11 protein-coding genes and 1 riboswitch are annotated in these 16,392 nt (G+C 76.1%); of the genes, 6 read left to right on the top strand and 5 right to left on the bottom strand.

Features of this window, described 5'->3' with window-relative positions; genetic code table 11:
- The 3 genes from WCS02_RS09000 to WCS02_RS08990 form a co-directional block, all read right to left on the bottom strand.
- The coding region (locus WCS02_RS09000) for an FGGY family carbohydrate kinase (RefSeq protein ID WP_340292191.1) at nt 1-836 on the bottom strand (836 nt) is incomplete at its 3' end.
- 4 nt (nt 837-840) lie between these two features.
- On the bottom strand, nt 841-2,289 hold the full coding sequence (locus tag WCS02_RS08995; RefSeq protein ID WP_340292189.1) for an APC family permease: 1,449 nt from the start codon (nt 2,287-2,289) through the stop codon (nt 841-843).
- A gap of 68 nt (nt 2,290-2,357) precedes the next feature.
- Nucleotides 2,358-4,598, bottom strand: a complete 2,241-nt coding sequence (locus tag WCS02_RS08990; protein ID WP_340292187.1) for a diguanylate cyclase domain-containing protein — start codon at nt 4,596-4,598, stop codon at nt 2,358-2,360.
- Nucleotides 4,599-4,726: 128 nt separating this feature from the next.
- Nucleotides 4,727-4,814: riboswitch (SAM riboswitch) on the top strand.
- Nucleotides 4,815-5,082: 268 nt separating this feature from the next.
- On the opposite strand from WCS02_RS08990, the gene WCS02_RS08985 reads away from it, so the two are divergent.
- The 3 genes from WCS02_RS08985 (at nt 5,083) to WCS02_RS08975 (ending at nt 8,458) form a co-directional block, all read left to right on the top strand.
- Nucleotides 5,083-6,639, top strand: coding sequence for an O-acetylhomoserine aminocarboxypropyltransferase/cysteine synthase family protein (locus WCS02_RS08985; RefSeq protein WP_340292185.1), 1,557 nt, complete (start codon nt 5,083-5,085; stop codon nt 6,637-6,639).
- Nucleotides 6,636-7,958 carry an LLM class flavin-dependent oxidoreductase gene (locus tag WCS02_RS08980; protein ID WP_340292183.1) on the top strand — a complete coding sequence of 441 codons (1,323 nt, stop codon included), beginning with the start codon at nt 6,636-6,638 and terminating at the stop codon, nt 7,956-7,958. The genes WCS02_RS08985 and WCS02_RS08980 overlap by 4 nt, the downstream gene beginning before the upstream one ends.
- An 89-nt stretch (nt 7,959-8,047) precedes the next feature.
- The gene (locus tag WCS02_RS08975; protein ID WP_340292181.1) at nt 8,048-8,458 is read left to right on the top strand and encodes an ATP-binding protein; all 411 of its coding nucleotides are present in this window, start codon (nt 8,048-8,050) and stop codon (nt 8,456-8,458) included.
- A 7-nt stretch (nt 8,459-8,465) separates the two neighbouring features.
- Here the strand turns inward: WCS02_RS08975 and WCS02_RS08970 are convergent, their stop codons facing one another.
- The gene (locus tag WCS02_RS08970) at nt 8,466-10,940 is read right to left on the bottom strand and encodes a SpoIIE family protein phosphatase (RefSeq protein ID WP_340292179.1); all 2,475 of its coding nucleotides are present in this window, start codon (nt 10,938-10,940) and stop codon (nt 8,466-8,468) included.
- Between the two features lie 438 nt (nt 10,941-11,378).
- Here WCS02_RS08970 and WCS02_RS08965 point away from each other — a divergent pair, with 438 nt between their 5' ends.
- Nucleotides 11,379-12,800, top strand: a complete 1,422-nt coding sequence (locus tag WCS02_RS08965; protein ID WP_340292177.1) for a dicarboxylate/amino acid:cation symporter — start codon at nt 11,379-11,381, stop codon at nt 12,798-12,800.
- Nucleotides 12,801-13,063: 263 nt separating this feature from the next.
- Here the strand turns inward: WCS02_RS08965 and WCS02_RS08960 are convergent, their stop codons facing one another.
- Nucleotides 13,064-13,270 carry an RNA-binding S4 domain-containing protein gene (locus tag WCS02_RS08960; RefSeq protein ID WP_340292175.1) on the bottom strand — a complete coding sequence of 69 codons (207 nt, stop codon included), beginning with the start codon at nt 13,268-13,270 and terminating at the stop codon, nt 13,064-13,066.
- A 131-nt stretch (nt 13,271-13,401) separates the two neighbouring features.
- Between WCS02_RS08960 and eat the strand changes: the two genes are divergently transcribed.
- Both eat and WCS02_RS08950 read left to right on the top strand, forming a co-directional pair.
- Complete coding sequence (gene eat, locus WCS02_RS08955) at nt 13,402-14,919, top strand: ethanolamine permease (protein WP_340292173.1); 1,518 nt, start codon at nt 13,402-13,404, stop codon at nt 14,917-14,919.
- The gene (locus tag WCS02_RS08950) at nt 14,916-16,331 is read left to right on the top strand and encodes an ethanolamine ammonia-lyase subunit EutB (RefSeq protein ID WP_340292171.1); all 1,416 of its coding nucleotides are present in this window, start codon (nt 14,916-14,918) and stop codon (nt 16,329-16,331) included. The genes eat and WCS02_RS08950 overlap by 4 nt, the downstream gene beginning before the upstream one ends.
- Nucleotides 16,332-16,392 lie beyond the last annotated feature (61 nt).

The raw sequence follows: 16,392 nt of genomic DNA, 5'->3' as shown, positions 1-16,392 counted from the left end.
CCCGCCACCCCGGGCGCCACGGCGCCGGAGCCCAGGTTCGCGAGCGGCCCGTCGCCGGCGCCCGCGACCACGGGCAGCCCGGTCCGCAGGCCGAGCCGCCCCGCCGCGGCCGGTGCCATGCCGAGCACCTCGGTGGTGGGCAGGACGGGCGGGAGCTGCTCCGCGGAGACCCCGACGAGGTCGAGGACCGCGGGGTCCCAGGCGCGGCTGGACAGATCGAGCAGGCCGCTGGCGGAGGCCGAGGACAGCTCGGTGACGACGCGGCCGGTGAGGTGGTGCAGCACGAGGTCCTTGAGCCCGGCCCACCAGCGCGCCCGCCGGAGCAGGGCGGGGTCCTCGGCGGAGAACCACAGCAGCTTGGTCATCGGGCTCATCGGGTGCACCGGGGTGCCCGAGGAGCGGTGGAGCGCGACCGCCTCGCCCGAGGCGCGGAGCCCGCGTGCCTGCTCCGCGGACCGGGAGTCGGCCCAGGTGAGCAGCCGGGTGAGCGGGGCGCCGTCCTCGTCCAGCGCCACGAGGCCGTGCATGGCGGTGCTCACCGACACCGCGAGCACCGTCGCCCCGGCGCGGTGCACGGCGGCCACGGTCTCCGCCAGGGCGCCGTCGACGGCGGCGAGCACCGCGCGCGGGTCCTGCACCGCGTGCCCGGGCTCGGGCTGCAGCAACGGGTAGCCGCGCTGGGCGACGTGCTGCCAGGCCGAGCCCAGGTCGACCGCGACGGCCTTGGTGGCCGTGGTCCCCACGTCGAGGCCGACGACGATCTGAGCCCCCGCGAGCGGCGACGGTGCCCCGGCGGGCTCGGAGGAGCGGGAGGGGGCGGCAGCGGCGGCGTCCATCACCTCATCGTGCCCGCTCGGCGTCCTCCTCCGTCCGACCCCGCCGCGCGAGGCGGGTGAGCGCGTACAGCGCGAGCCCGACGGCGAGCATGAGCCCGGCCCTGCCCCACACGTCCCACGGCTGCTGGGCGGCGAGCAGGACGCAGGTGGCCAGCGCGAGGACCGGGACCGGCCACCAGGTGCGGAAGTGGTCCTGCTCGCCCTCCTCGGGCCGGCGGCGCAGGACGAGCACGGCGACGTTGACCGCCGCGAACACGACGAGCAGGAGCATGACGACCGTGGCCGCGAGGGTAGCCAGGCTGCCGGTGGCCACGAGCAGGCCCGCGACGACGGTGGTGACGACCACGGCGACCGCCGGGGTGCCGCGGCCCTCGCCGCGGTCGACGAACGCGGTCCGGCCCAGCACCGAGGGCAGCAGCCGCTCCCGGGCCATCCCGTAGGTGAGCCGCGACGCCATGATCATGGTGAGCAGGGCGCCGTTGGCGACCGCGACGAGCGCGATGACGGCGAACGCCTGGGCGGGGATCCCCACCGGCGAGGCGGCGACGACGTCGAGCAGCGGGGCGTCGGAGGAGCCCGCACCGCCCGGGGTGGCCACGGACACCGCGAGGCCGACGAGCACGTAGAGCACGCCCGCGACGAGCAGGGCGGTGATCAGGGCGCGCGGGTAGTCCCGGCGGGGGTCGCGGGCCTCCTCGGCGATGTTGGCGGACACCTCGAAGCCGACGAAGGAGTAGAACGCGACGGTCGAGGCCGCGAGGACCGCGCTGGCGCCGGCCCAGCCGGGCTCGAGCTGGACCGCCTGCGAGAGGTCCCCGCCGCCGCTGCCGAGCACGGTGGCCGCCAGGACGACGACGAGGACGAGGCCGCCGACCTCGACGAGTGTCATGACGACGTTGGCGCGCAGCGAGTCGCGGATGCCGCGCAGGTTGAGGGCCATGACGACGGCGAGGAACGCCAGCGCCACCGGGACGCGCGGCAGGTCGACGATCTGGGCCAGGTAGTCCCCGGCGAAGGCCAGCGACAGGGCGGCCGCGGACACCACGCCCGCCGACAGCATCGCGAAGCCGACGAGGAACGACAGCACCGGGCGGCCGAAGGCGTGCTGGACGAAGACCGCGGCCCCGCCCGCGCGCGGGAACCGGGTGACCAGCTCGGCGTAGCTGAGCGCCGTGAGCAGGGCCATGCCCAGCGCCACCAGCAGCGGCACCCAGACGGCGCCGCCCACCTCGGCGGCCACCGTGCCGACCAGCGCGTAGATCCCCGCCCCCAGGACGTCGCCGAGGATGAAGAGCAGCAGCAGCCGCGGGCCGATGCTGCGGCGCAGCCCCTCGCCGGACCCGTCCGGGCCGGGAGTGCCGCCGTCGGGACGGGGTCCGGTGCCGCTGCCGGCCGGGGTGGAGGCGCTCGCGCCGGAGGTGGTGGGAGCGCTTGCCCCGGGAGGTGTGGTCACGCGCCCTGCCTACCTGCTCCAAGGTCGCGGGGCACCCCGGCGCAGGCCGGGGCACCCCCGGCCGGTGCTCAGGCGGGGCTGGTCGCTGGGCTGCTGGCAGGGCTGCTGGCAGGGCTGCTGGCAGGGCTCGTGGCGGCGCTCGTGGCGGGGCTCGCAGCCGGGCCGGTGCGCTGCGGGACGACCGTCCAGCCCGGTGCGGGACGCCCGACGTGGGGCCCCTGGACCAGGTGCACGCCGGCGCCGCGCAGCGCCTGCAGGTCCGCGGCGGAGTCGACGCCCTCGGCGCAGACCCGGGCACCGGCGGTGTCGGCGAGCCGGACCACGAGCTCGAGCAGCTGCAGCCGGACCGGGTCGCCCGCGCAGCCGACGACGACCGCCCGGTCGACCTTGACGACCGCGGGCCGTACCTCCAGCAGCAGTCCGATGTCGCCCCGGCCGGCGCCGAGGTCGTCGACGGCCAGCACCGCCCCGCGGCCTCGGAGGGTGGCCAGCGCCTCGTCCCGGGACAGCGAGCCGACCGGCAGGCGGGGCTGCGCGGCGGGGGGCAGGTCCTCGACGAGCTCGACGACCAGGCCGGCGAGGTCGGCGGGGACCGCGTCCCAGAACCGGGCCGAGCAGGCGGCCGCCGTGCTCAGGTGGACGAACAGCTCGGAGTCCTCGGGGCGGCCGGGGACGGCGACGGCGCGGCGGAGCAGGTGCGCCTCCAGAAGGTCGCCGTAGCCCTCCTCGTGCGCCCGGCGCAGCACCCGGCGCACGTCGGCGTCGTGGGCGAACCGGGCGGAGGCCTCGTGGCCGACCAGGCGCCCGTCGGGCGCGCCGACGATGGGCTGGAGGACGACGCGCGTGTCCTCGGCCCAGGTGGGCAGCTCGGGCGACGGCCCGCCGGCGGAGGCGGCGACCACGCGGTCGCGGCCGAGGCGCTTGGCCTCGTACAGGGCGGTGTCCGCCGCGCCGACCGCCGCGTCGGGGTCGGTGGCCGGGTCCCACACCGCGACGCCGGCCGAGAACGACTGCGACCCCGGCGTGACCCACCGCAGGTCGTCCACGAGCCGGCACGCCGTCGCGCTGTCGGTGCCGGGCAGCAGGACCGCGAACTCCTCGCCGCCGTACCGGGCGAGGAAGCCTCCGTGGGCCTCGAGCTCGGCGGTCCACGCGGTGGCCGCCTCGCGCAGGAGCCGGTCCCCGGCCTGGTGGCCGTGCTGGTCGTTGTAGCGCTTGAACCGGTCGAGGTCGAGCAGGCTGACGGCGAGCGGCTCGCCGGTGTCACGGGCGACGGCGCAGGCGCGGGACAGCTCGTGGTCCCAGGTGCGCCGGTTCGGCACGCCCGTGAGGCCGTCGACCCTGGCCAGGGCGGACAGCTGCACCGCCTGCACCTGGACCTGCTCCAGCAGCCCGCCCATCCGGGCCAGGACGAGCAGGGACAGGACGACCGCCCCGACGGCGGTGGCCTCCCAGGCCACGTCGTCGTCCGCCCAGCCGTCGGCCACCAGCGTCGCCGCGGGCAGCGTCGAGGCCACCGCGAGGGCGACCATGCGGCCCCGGGTGACGCGGGCGCGCTGGCGGGGGGCCGGCTCGGTGACCAGCAGCATCGAGGGGTGGCAGGTGGACACCGCGACGAGGACGTACGACGCGAGCCACAGCGCGTCCGTCCACGGCGCCTGGAAGCCGGGGCCGGAGAGGACGGTGCCCGCGTTCCACGCCGCGTCCGCGCCCCAGGTGGTGAGCAGCGCCCACACCAGCGCCCGGTAGGAGCCCGTGCGGGCGCCGGGGGTGGCCAGCAGGCGCGCGAGGACGGCGAGGAGGAACAGGTCGAGCAGGGGGTAGGCCGAGGCGACGAGCTTGCCGCCGAGCGTGAGGCCGGAGTCGACGGCCGCCGGCGCGACGAGGAACACCCACGTCGGCACCGCGACGCCCGCGGCGACGATGGCGGCGTCGAGCACCGCGGTCCGGTCGCGGCCGGCGCCCCGGGTGCGGGCCAGCATGAGCGTGCCGACCGCCAGACAGACGTAGCCGAGGAGGTAGAAGATGTCCGACACCGCGGGGAAGACCTCGAGGCCGAGCACGTTGTTCTCCGTGGTCCACACCGCGTCGCCGGCGACCCAGGCGCTGAACCCGGCCAGCACCCAGCGCCAGGCCCAGGGCCGCTGCGGGGCCGCGCGGACCAGGCTCACCCAGGCCAGCACCAGCGACAGCGTGGCGACCACCTCGTACAGGCCGACGACGCCGGTCGTGACCGCGCCGCGGGTCACGAGGTTGGCGGCGACGCCGAGGGCGAGCAGGCCGCAGGCTGCCTGGCTGGGGGTGGGCACGAGCCTGGATCGTCGCGGCGAGGGCCCGGCCCGAGGTCCCGGCGGCCGGTGCACCCGAACGGACGACGCGGCGTCCGCATCCCGGACGGCAGGTTGACAGCCCGGACGCTGCTCCGCTGTCCTGCACGTCAACATCCAGAGCGACCGAGAGACCTGGCTCGTCGACGTCGCAGCAACCTCCCCGCGGGGAACGGTGCTACCGCCAGGACCGATGGGAGCCCCCTGTGCGCACGCCGACCACCGCCTGGTCCGACCTCGTCGTCGACCTGCACCGCTGCTGCACCAGCAGCATGTGCCGCCCCTGCTGAGGCGCACCACCCCCGCACCACCCGGCCGCACCACCTGCCGCCGCGTCCCGCGCGCGCCGCGGTGGCACCCCGCGGCACCCCGCGCGACGTCGCGCACCCCCACCCCAGCAGGGCCGCGAGGCCGCACCCGGGCACCCCCCGGCGAGCGCCCGCGGCCACCGACACCAGGAGAGACCGTGCCCGAGCACGCCCGCCCCAGCGCCACCGCCCGTCCCACCGCCACCCGTCCCACCCCTGCCGGTCCCGCCGCCACCCGTCCCGGCACCACGGACCACCACCACGACCGTCAGGACCGTCACGACCGGGCCCCCGGCTTCGCCACCGAGCAGGTCCACGGCGGGGAGGCCCCCGAGGACGGCTTCGGCGCCCGCGTCACGCCGGTCCACCTGACGGCGGGGTTCGTCTTCGACTCCTTCGCCCACGCCCGGGCCCGCTTCGCCGGCGAGGACGACGGCTACACCTACACGCGGATCGGCAACCCCACGGTGGCCGCGCTGGAGCGGCGCCTGGCCCGGCTCGAGGGCGGGGCCGAGGCGGTCGTCGTGGGCAGCGGCCAGGCCGCCGTCACCGTCGCGCTGCTGGGCCTGCTGCAGGCCGGGGACCACCTGCTCGCGGCGAGCACGATCTACGAGGGCTCCCGCGGGCTGTTCCTGGAGAACTTCGCCCGGTTCGGCATCGAGGTCGACCTGGTCGAGGACCCCACCGACCTCGACGCGTGGCGCGCGCTGGTCCGGCCCACCACCCGGGCGCTGTTCGGGGAGTCGATCAGCAACCCCACGAACGTCGTCCTCGACGTCGCGGGCGTCGCCGGGGTCGCCCACGAGGCCGGCGTCCCGCTCGTCGTGGACTCCACGCTGGCCACCCCGTACCTGCTGCGCCCGCTCGAGCACGGCGCCGACGTCGTCGTGCACTCGGCCAGCAAGTTCCTCGCCGGGCACGGCGCCTCCCTGGGCGGCGCCCTGGTCGTGGCCGAGCACGTCGTCGCGGACCCCCGGCTGTTCGCCCACCTCGTCGAGCCGTCGGCGCTGCTGGGCGGTCGCAGCTGGACCGACGTCCACGGCTCCCGCGCGTACGTCGCCTACGCCCGGGCGGTCATCGCGTCCCGGCTGGGTCCGACGATCTCCCCGCTCAACGCCTTCCTCGTCCAGCAGGGCCTGCAGACGCTGTCGCTGCGGCTGCGCCAGCACTGCGCCGGGGCGCTGGCCGTCGCGGGCTGGCTCGCGGCCCGCCCGGAGGTCGCCTCGGTCCGCTACGCCGGCCTGCCGGGCGACCCGTCGGCCGACCTGGCCGCCCGCTACCTGCCCCGCGGGGCCGGGTCGGTGCTGTGCGTCACCCTGCACGGCGGGGAGGCCGCCGCGGAGCGCTTCGTCGACGGGGTGCGGCTGTTCAGCCGGATGACGCACCTGGGCGACGTCCGCTCCCTCGTCCTGCACCCGGCGAGCACCACGCACGCCCACCGCGACCCGGCGGAGCTGGCTGCCGCCGGCATCCACCCCGGGACGGTCCGGCTGTCGATCGGCACCGAGGAGCCCGAGGACCTGCTCGCCGACCTCGAGGGCGCGCTCGCCGCCGTCCGTGGCGAGCCCCTCCCGCCGGCCCGCCCCGCCCTGGGCACCGCGGACGGCACGGACGAGCTGGACGAGCTGGACGAGGCCGACGGGGCCGGCTGGCCCGACGGGTCACGCTGGGCCGACGCAGCGCACCTGTCGGGGCTGGTCGGGGCCCTGGCGTGAGCAGGCTGCAGCACCTGGGCTGGTTCTTCTCCAGCGGCTTCCGGCCGCAGGCGTGGGGCCGTCCCGAGCACCGGTGGGGCTACCGCTGGCAGGAGCCGCGGCTCTACCAGCACAGCGTGCGGGAGCTCGAGCAGGCCGGGCTCGACCTGGTCGTCATGGAGGACGCGGTCTCCCTCGGCAGCCCGGACACCCTCGACCTCCGGGTGCGGGCGGCGTACGGCGGCCCCAAGCACGACCCCCTGCTGCTCGCGCCCTACCTGTTCGACGCCACGTCGCGGATCGGGCTGGCCCCGACGGTCAACGCCGGCATCACGCCGCCGTACCTGGCCGCGCGGCAGGCCTCGACGCTGCACCACCTGTCGGGACGACGGTTCGGGCTCAACGTGGTGACCGACGTCGGCAGCGCGCGGCACGTCGGCGCCCAGCCCCTGGCCCACGACGCCGCCTACGACCGCGCCGGGGAGTGGACCGAGCTCGTCCGGCGGCTGTGGCGCAGCTGGGGCCCCGGCGCCCTGGTCGCCGACGAGGAGACAGGCCGCTACGCCGACGGCTCCCTCGTCGACGCCTTCCAGCACCGGGGCGAGTACTTCGACGTCGACGGCCCGCTCAACGCGGTGCCCTTCACCGACGGTGACGACCCCGTGGTCGTCTCGCCCGGCGGGTCGCCGCGCGGGCTGGCGTACGCCGGCAGCCACTCCCAGGTCCAGCTCGCCCTGTGCCCGCTGGACCCCGCCCGGGTGCGCGCCTACCGGCAGACGGTCCACGACGCCGCCGTCGCCGCCGGCCGGACCCCCGCCGACGTCAAGGTCCTGTTCGTGCTCAAGCCCGAGGTGGTGGCCAGCCCCGAGGAGGCCCGCCGCCGGGTCGAGGCCTCGCTGCACCCCGACGACGCCGCGCTGCTGGAGGTGGCGGCGGCCTGGTCCAGCGACCTGGAGACCGACCTCACCCGGCTGCCGCTGGACGCCCCCCTGGACGAGGGCAGCTTCGGCGACCACGTCTCCCGCGGCACCATCAAGGGGCTGCTGGGCGCCGAGGGCCGGCTCGGCGTCGACACGCTGCGCACGCTGCTGGCCCGCAAGGCGCGCAAGGGCCTGCTGTCGGAGCGGACGGGGCTCGTGGGCACCGCCGCGGAGCTCGCCGACCTCGTCGAGCAGATGGGCGAGGAGGCCGACAACGACGGCTTCCTGCTGTCCGGCGACCTGCACCCGGTGACGGTGCACCGCATGCTCGACGACCTCGTCCCGGAGCTCCGCCACCGCGGCCTGCTGCGCGACGAGCTGGGCACCGGCGGGCTCCGGGCCAACCTCTTCGACTTCTGAGGTGGTCCCCGGGGGTCGCCGGGAGGTCGCCGGACGCCTGTGACGACATCGTGGGCGTAGGAGGGCGCCGGGCGGGGTAGTCCCCCTCCGTGACACAACCGGGGGGCCTCACCTCTCACCACGGCTCGGGCGAGCTCACGCTGCCCGCGGAGCCGTCGACGCCGCGCGCGGCCCGGCACTTCCTCGCCGAGCGGCTCGACCGGCTCCAGGTGACCTCCTCCGCCGTGGACCTCGCGCTGCTGCTCACCTCCGAGCTGGTGACCAACGCCGTCCGCTACGGCCGCGGCCTGGTCACCCTCAGCGTGCGCACCGAGCCGCCGTCGGTGCGCGTCGTCGTCCACGACGGCAACCCCGACCTGCCGACCATGGGTCCTGACGACGAGACCGCCGAAGGCGGGCGGGGCCTGCGGCTGGTGGACACCCTCGCCACGCGCTGGGGCGCGGAGACCGGCGACGAGGGCAAGGACGTCTGGTTCGAGCTGGACCTGCGCGGCCGCTGAGCGGCGCTCAGCCTGCCGGCACGTTCCTCGACCCGGTGCCCGGCCCCGCCTCGGGGGGGCGCGGCCGGTCCTGAGGGTGCAGCCGCACCGCGACCAGGGCGACGTCGTCGTCCGCCCGCTCCGGCACCAGCCGGTCGAGCAGCCGGTCGCAGAGCTCGTCCAGGGGCAGGTCCGCCAGCTCCTCCAGCCGGGTCCGCAGCAGCGCGATGCCCTCGTCCAGGGACTGCCCGCGACGCTCGACGAGGCCGTCGGTGTAGAGCAGCAGCGTGCTGCCGCGCTCGACGAGGACCTCGCGGTCGGCGCGCCCGGTCCCGGGGTCGATGCCGAGCAGCAGGTCCGCCTCGTCGGCCTCGAGGACCCTGGTCGAGCCGTCCGCGCCGAGCAGCACGGGCGGCGGGTGCCCCGCGTTGGCCCACCGCAGCCGGCTCACCCCGCGGAGGAGCTCCTCCTCGGTCTGCTCCAGGCGGGCGACGACGACCGTGGCGGTGGAGACGACCTGGAGCGTGTCCATCACCGTGTCCACGCGCGTGAGCACCCGGGCGGGGGCCTCGCCGCGGTCGGCCGCGACGGCCCGCAGCAGGGTGCGGACCTGGGCCATCGCGGCGGCGGCCGCGCTGTCGTGGCCGACGACGTCGCCGATGACGAGCACGGTGGCGCCGTCCGGCTGCAGGAACGCGTCGTACCAGTCGCCGCCGACCTGGACGTCGTCCGCCGCGGGCCGGTACCGCACCGTCACCTGCAGGTGGTCCGGCTGCGGCGGCTCGGTGAGCATGGACCGCTGCAGCTCCTCCACGAGGTGGCGCCGCTGGCGGTGCAGGCGGGCGTTGTCCAGCGCCAGCGCGGCGCGGGCGACGACCTCCTCGGCCCGCGGGCCCCGGGAGCCGGCCGTGCCGGTGCCGTCCGGACCGAGCACGAGCCGCCCGAGGGTCCTCCCCCGGGCACGCAGCTCGAAGGTCTCCCCCAGCCCCCCGTCCTCCTCCGGTCCCCCGTGGGCGTCGGCCGCCCCGGCACGCCCGTCGTCGGCGACGTCGGCGGAGGGCCAGGTCGCGACCGTCCGGACGCCGTCGTGGTCCCGGCTGCGCGGGTCGTCCTCGAGCAGCACCACCCGGGCCCAGGTGCCCAGCGTCGGGACCACCATGCGCGCCAGCCGCTCGGCCTGGACCTCCGGGTCGACGGTCTCGGTGAGGCCGGACGTCACCTCGGCCAGCAGCGAGGCCTGCGCCGCGGCGACCTGCAGCTGCGTCTGCGCCGCCCGGCGCTCGCTGATCTCCAGGAAGTACACGCTGATGCCGTCGTCGCCCGGCCAGACGCGCAGCTCGTACCAGCCGTCCAGCGGCGCGGGGTAGTAGGCGTCGAAGGTGACCTGCACCCCGTCCTCCATCGCCGAGCGGTACCCGCTCTCGAAGGCCGAGCCGACCGTGCCGGGGAACAGCTCCCAGATGACGCCGCCGAGCAGCTCCGAGCGCGGTCGGCCGAGCAGCCGCTCCGCCTCGGCGTTGACGTAGGTGAACCGCCACCCGCGGTCCAGGGAGTAGAAGGCCGCCGACATCGACTCGAGCACCCGGGCCACCCGGGCCTCGGAGTCCCGCCGGGCCGAGGTGTCGTAGGCGGCGCCGACGACGCGCACGCTGAGACCGTGCTCGTCCGGCAGCGCCCGGCCGCGCGCCCCCACCCAGCGGGTCCGGCCGTCGGGCAGCAGCACCCGGTACTCCGACTCGTACACGCCCGCGGTGTCGATGGCGCCCTGCAGCGCCGCGGCCACCCGGTCGCGGTCGGCGGGGTGCACGCGGGCCTGGAAGGCCTCGATGCTCTCGTCGAAGCTGTCGCGGGTGTACCCGAACAGGGCGACGAGCCGGTCGTCCCAGCTGAGGACCCCGCTCTGCAGGTCCCAGTCGAAGGTGCCGACCCCGCCGGCGTCGATGGCCAGCTCCCACAGCAGGCGGTCGGTCTCCAGCTCCACGTCCAGGGCCCGGAGCTCCAGCTCCGACACCACCGAGGCGGCGAGCTGCTCGAGGATCCCGACCTCCTCCTCGGTCCAGGCCCTCGGCTCCGCACCGAAGACGCACATGGCCCCCACGACGGCGCCGCGCGCCACCAGGGGGACCCCGAGATAGGCCCGGACAGTGCCGTCGAGCACGGGCGGCAGCGCGGACACCCGCACGTCGGCCGTGGCGTCAGGGACGACGAGAGGTCCGCCGCTGGCGGCGGTGACCGTGCACAGCGAGTCGCCCAGCGGGCCCTCGGACCCCACGGCGCCCGCGCGGAGGCCGGTGCCGCCCGCGACGGTCTGGACGTCGGTGAGCAGCGAGACCTGTGCGTGGGCGGCCCGCAGCAGCTGCGCCGCCAGGGCCGCGAGGCGGTTGACCGCCGGGTGGTCGCCGGAGGCGTGGCGGAACCGTGTCGCCGAGCGCAGACGACCGGGCTCCTCCGCCCACGTGCCCGAGGGGCCCGTGCCCTGACGACCTACGGGGCTCCCCGTCACCAGCTGCTCCCACCGCCCCGCCCGGGGCCACGTCGTCGTCCGCCGCCCGAGGCGGCGAGGGGCCATGATGCCGGACCCCGGGCCCGGTCCGCGAACGGGCGGTGCGCGGGGGGGCGGTCCACCGGACGGGCGCCGACGACAGGCGACGGGCGGGAATAGGTGCCGGGGGGGCCCGGTTCGCACCGGCGTGACCCCCGTCCTGCCCTGCGACCCCGCGCTCACCGCGCGTGGTCGGGCGACGGCACCCGGTGGCGTGACCGGCAACCTCTGGGACCTCACGGAGCGCCTGCACGTCGACCTGGAGAGGACCGCGAGCAGCGCCTGTCGCCCCTGAGCGACACCTGCCCGGCACCTCCGACCGCCCGCAGACGGGCCTGGTCGTCCCCTCCGCACGTCCACCGGGGAGCCCGCGCTCCCCCGTCCCGGAAGGCACACCCTGTGCTGAAGTCGCTCCCGCGCGTCCCGTTCGGCGCGCAGGTCCTCATCGGTCTCGTCCTCGGCGTGGTGCTCGGCCTCGTCGCGCGCGAGATGGGACCTGGTACCCCTCCCGACAACTGGCTCGCGACGACGCTCGCGACCGTCGGCTCGTCGTTCGTCGCCCTGCTGCGCGCCATCGTCCCGCCGCTGGTGTTCCTGGCCATCGTCGCCAGCATCGCCAACCTCCGGCAGGTCACCAACGCGGCCCGCCTGGCCGGGCAGACCCTGCTGTGGTTCGCCATCACCGCGCTGGTCTCCGTCGGCATCGGCATCGGCCTGGGCCTGCTGACCGACCCGGGCCTCAACACCTCGGTGGACTCCTCCGCCGCCGCCGACCCCGGCCGCAGCGGCTCCTGGCTGGACTTCCTCACCGGCATCGTGCCGGCGAACGTCCTGGGCCTGGAGGCCTCCACGTCGTCGGACGAGGCGGGCGTCTTCTCCACCGGCCTGTCGTTCAACGTCCTGCAGATCATCGTCGTGGCCATCGCCGTCGGCGTCGCCGCCCTCAAGGTCGGCCCCGCCGCCGAGCCGTTCCTCGGCTTCGCCCGCTCCGCCCTGGCGATCGTGCAGAAGGTCCTGTGGTGGGTCATCCGGCTGTCCCCGATCGGCACCGTCGGCCTGCTCGGCAACGCGGTCGCCCAGTACGGCTGGGACGCCCTCGCCCCGCTCGGCACCTTCGTCGTCGCGGTCTACGTCGGCCTCGCGCTGGTCCTGTTCGTCCTGTACCCGGTGCTGCTGCGCGCCCACGGCCTCAACCCGCTGCGCTACTTCGCGGGTGCCTGGCCGGCCATCCAGCTGGCCTTCGTCTCCCGCTCGTCCATCGGCACCCTGCCGGTCACCGAGCGCGTCACCGTCCAGAACCTCGGCGTCCCGCGCGCCTACGCCGGCTTCGCGGTGCCGCTGGGCGCCACGACCAAGATGGACGGCTGCGCCGCGATCTACCCGGCGCTCGCCGCGATCTTCGTCGCCCAGTTCTTCGGGGTGGACCTCGGCCTGACCGACTACCTGCTGATCGCCTTCGTCTCCGTCGTCGGCTCCGCCGCGACCGCGGGGCTCACCGGCGCGGTCGTCATGCTCACCCTCACGCTGTCCACGCTGGGCCTGCCCCTGGAGGGTGTCGGCCTGCTGCTGGCCGTCGACCCGATCCTCGACATGGGCCGCACCGCGGTCAACGTCGCGGGCCAGGCGCTGGTCCCGACCATCGTCGCCAAGCGCGAGGGCATCCTCGACGTCGACCGGTACACCGCCGCCAACGCCGCGGACCCGTTCGCGGACGAGGACGTCGAGACCTCTCCCGCGGCCGTCGTCACCGACGGCGTCACCCCCGGCACGCCCGACGCCGGACCGGTGGACCTGCGCGACCGCGAGCCCGCCCGCGCCTGAGGCACCCGCGGCCGCAGGCCGGCCGCCTGCACGACCCTGCACGACCGACGGCCGTCCCTCCGGGGGCGGCCGTCCGTGCGTGGGGGGAACGTGCGTCCGTCGGGCGGTCCGTCGGTCCGCCGAGGTTGCGGTGATGCACGGTCCGACACCCCTCGGACCACGCATCGGTGCAAGGTCGCGGGCCCCGGCGGGACCCGCCCCTACCGGGACCGCCGTCCCGGCGGCGCGCGGCCGTCAGGAGGCGTGGGCCGAGGGCGACCGGGTCAGACGACCTTGAGGTCCTCGGCGCGGGTGGAGACCTCGTCGCCGCGGGCGAGCTGCCGGCCGCGGCGGGTCTCGACCTCGCCGTTGACGGTCACCTCTCCGGTCGCGAGCAGCTGCTTGACGTCGCTGCCGGCGTCGACCGCGTCGGCCAGCTTGAGCAGCTGGCCGAGCCGGATGGAGTCCCCGGTGATCTGCACCTCTCGCACCCGGGGAGCATCCCAGGTCCGCGGGGCACAGTTCACGCCGGCGCAACACGGCGGACACGGGCCCGGCCACCGGCGGGCCGAGGATCGGCGCGCCCCCGCATCCCGGGGCCTGCCGAGCGAGGGACCCCGCCATGAGCGAGAAGACGACCGCACCCCCGACCGCCGGACCCGGCCTCAGCGTCGTGGGGGCGCCCGCGGGACCGGCAGCCGCCGACCACGGCCCCGGTGGCGCCGCGCCCGGCGGCACGACCGACACCGACGGCTACCTCGCCCGGCGGCAGCTGCGCACCGGCACGGCCGGCTGGGTGCTGCTGGCCGGGGTGGGCGTGTCCGCGGTGATCTCCGGCGACTACGCGGGCTGGAACTTCGGCCTGGCCGAGGGCGGCTTCGGCGGGCTGCTCGTGGCCACCGTCCTCATGGCCGTCATGTACTCGTGCATGGTGCTCGGCCTGGCGGAGATGGGCTCGGCCCTGCCGACCGCGGGCGGCGGCTACACCTTCGCCCGGCGGGCGCTGGGCCCGTGGGGCGGGTACGCCACCGGGATCGCCGTGCTCGTCGAGTACGCCATCGCCCCGGCGGCCATCGCCACGTTCGTCGGCGCCTACGTCGAGGCGCTGGGGCTGTTCGGCATCACCGACGGCTGGTGGGTGTACCTGGCCGTCTACGCGCTGTTCGTCGGCATCCACCTGCTCGGCGTCGGCGAGGCGCTCACGGTCATGCTCGCCGTCGCGGTCGTCGCCGTGCTCGGCCTGGTGGTGTTCCTCGTCGCCGCCGTGCCGGCCTTCGACGCGGCCAACCTCACCGACATCCCCGTCTCCGACGCCGCCGGGGCGAACGCGCTGTTCCCGAACGGCGTGCTCGGGGTCTGGGCGGCGTTCCCGTTCGCCATCTGGTTCTTCCTCGCGGTGGAGTCGGTGCCGCTCGCCGCGGAGGAGGCCAAGGACCCGGCCCGGTCCATGCCGCGCGGCATCCTCGCCGCGATGGGGCTGCTCGTCGTGCTCGCCCTCCTCATGCTCGTCGTCACCCCCGGCGCCGGGGGCGCGCAGGCCATGGCCTCCTCGGGCAACCCGCCGGTCGACGCGCTCGCCGCGGCCGGGCTGCCGTCGTGGCTGGTCACCCTGGTCAACTACGCGGGCCTGGTGGGCCTGGTCGCGAGCTTCTTCGGCATCGTCTACGCCTACTCCCGGCAGACCTTCGCGCTGTCCCGCGCCGGCTACCTGCCGCGGGCGCTGTCGGTGACCAACGCCCGGAAGGCCCCGGTGCTCGCCCTGCTCGTCCCCGGCGCCGTCGGCTTCCTGCTTTCGCTCACCGGCCAGGGGGCCATGCTGCTCAACATGGCCGTCTTCGGCGCCACCGTGTCGTACGTGCTCATGATGGTGAGCCACATCGTCCTGCGCCGCCGCGAGCCCGACCTCGAGCGGCCGTACCGCACCCCCGGCGGCACCGGGACGACCGGCGTCGCCCTGGTCCTGGCCGCCGCGGCCGTGGTGGCGACCTTCATCGTCGACTCCCGCGCCGCGCTGCTCACCCTGGTCGTCTACGCCGGCTTCCTGGCCTACTTCGGCCTGTACAGCCGCCACCACCTGGTCGCCGCCGCACCGGAGGAGGAGTTCGCCGCCCTCGCCGCGGCCGAGGTGGACCTGCGGTGACGGTCCGCCGCACCACGCTGGCCGGCACGACGTGGGAGTTCCGCGGCCTCGTCGACCTCATGGCCAAGGCGACGCCGCTGCGCTCCGGCGACGTGCTCGCCGGCTGCGCGGCCGGCTCGGCCGCCGAGCGGGTGGCGGCGCAGGTGGTGCTGGCGGACCTGCCGCTGACGACGTTCCTGTCCGAGCAGGTCGTCGGCTACGAGGAGGACGACGTCACCCGGCTGATCATGGACACCCACGACCCGGTGGCCTTCGCCCCGGTCGCCCACCTCACCGTCGGCGGGTTCCGGGACTGGCTGCTCGACCGGGCCGCGGCGGGCGACGAGGCGGCGGTCACCGGGCTGGCGCGCGGGCTCACCCCGGAGATGGTCGCCGCGGTGTCCAAGCTCATGCGCAACGCCGACCTGGTCGCGGTCGGGCGGCGGGCGCGCGTCGTCACCGGGATGCGGAGCACGCTCGGGCTGCCCGGCACGCTGGCCAGCCGGCTGCAGCCCAACCACCCGACCGACGACCCCGCCGGCGTCACCGCCTCGCTGCTCGACGGCCTGCTCCACGGCAGCGGGGACGCCGTGGTCGGCATCAACCCCGCCACCGACTCCCCCGCGGCGACCACCCGGCTGCTCCACCTGCTCGACGACGTCATCAGCCGCTACGAGATCCCCACCCAGTCCTGCGTGCTCGCCCACGTCACCACCACGCTGCGGGTGCTCGAGGCGGGCGCCCCGGTCGACCTCGTGTTCCAGTCCGTGGCCGGGACGCAGCCGGCCAACCGCGGCTTCGGGGTCACCCTCGAATTGCTCGCCGAGGCCAAGGCCGGGGCGGAGGCGCTGGGCCGCGGCACGGTGGGCCGCAACGTCACGTACTTCGAGACCGGGCAGGGCTCGGCGCTGTCGGCCGACGCCCACCGCGGCGTCGACGAGATGGCCGTGGACCAGCAGACGCTCGAGTGCCGGGCCTACGGCGTCGCCCGCCACTTCGACCCGCTGCTGGTCAACACCGTCGTCGGGTTCATCGGGCCGGAGTACCTCTACGACGGCAAGCAGGTCGTCCGGGCAGGGCTCGAGGACCACTTCTGCGGCAAGCTCCTCGGCCTGCCGATGGGCGTGGACGTCTGCTACACCAACCACACCGACGTCGACGGCGACGACACCGACGCCCTGCTGCTGCTGCTCGGGGCGGCCGGCTGCTCGTTCGTCATCGCGGTCCCCGGCTCGGACGACGTGATGCTGCACTACCAGTCGCTGAGCTTCCAGGACGTGCTCACCGCCCGGCAGGTGCTCGGGCTGCGGCCCGCGCCGGAGTTCGAGGCGTGGCTGCGGCGGACCGGGCTGATGGACGACGCGGGGCACGTGCTCCCGCTGCCCGCCGACGCCCCCGCCGCGCGGGCCCTCCTCGCCTCGGCCGCGCCGTGAACGGGCTCCCCGCCGCGCGCGACCACGCAGCGGCCCCACCGGCCCCGCCCGCCGGGTCGAC

Origin of the sequence: Aquipuribacter hungaricus (genome assembly GCF_037860755.1) — a bacterium.
GTDB classification, from domain to species: domain Bacteria; phylum Actinomycetota; class Actinomycetes; order Actinomycetales; family JBBAYJ01; genus Aquipuribacter; species Aquipuribacter hungaricus.
The sequence above is the reverse complement of the archived record's forward strand: the minus strand, read 5'-3'. Positions and strand labels throughout refer to the sequence as shown.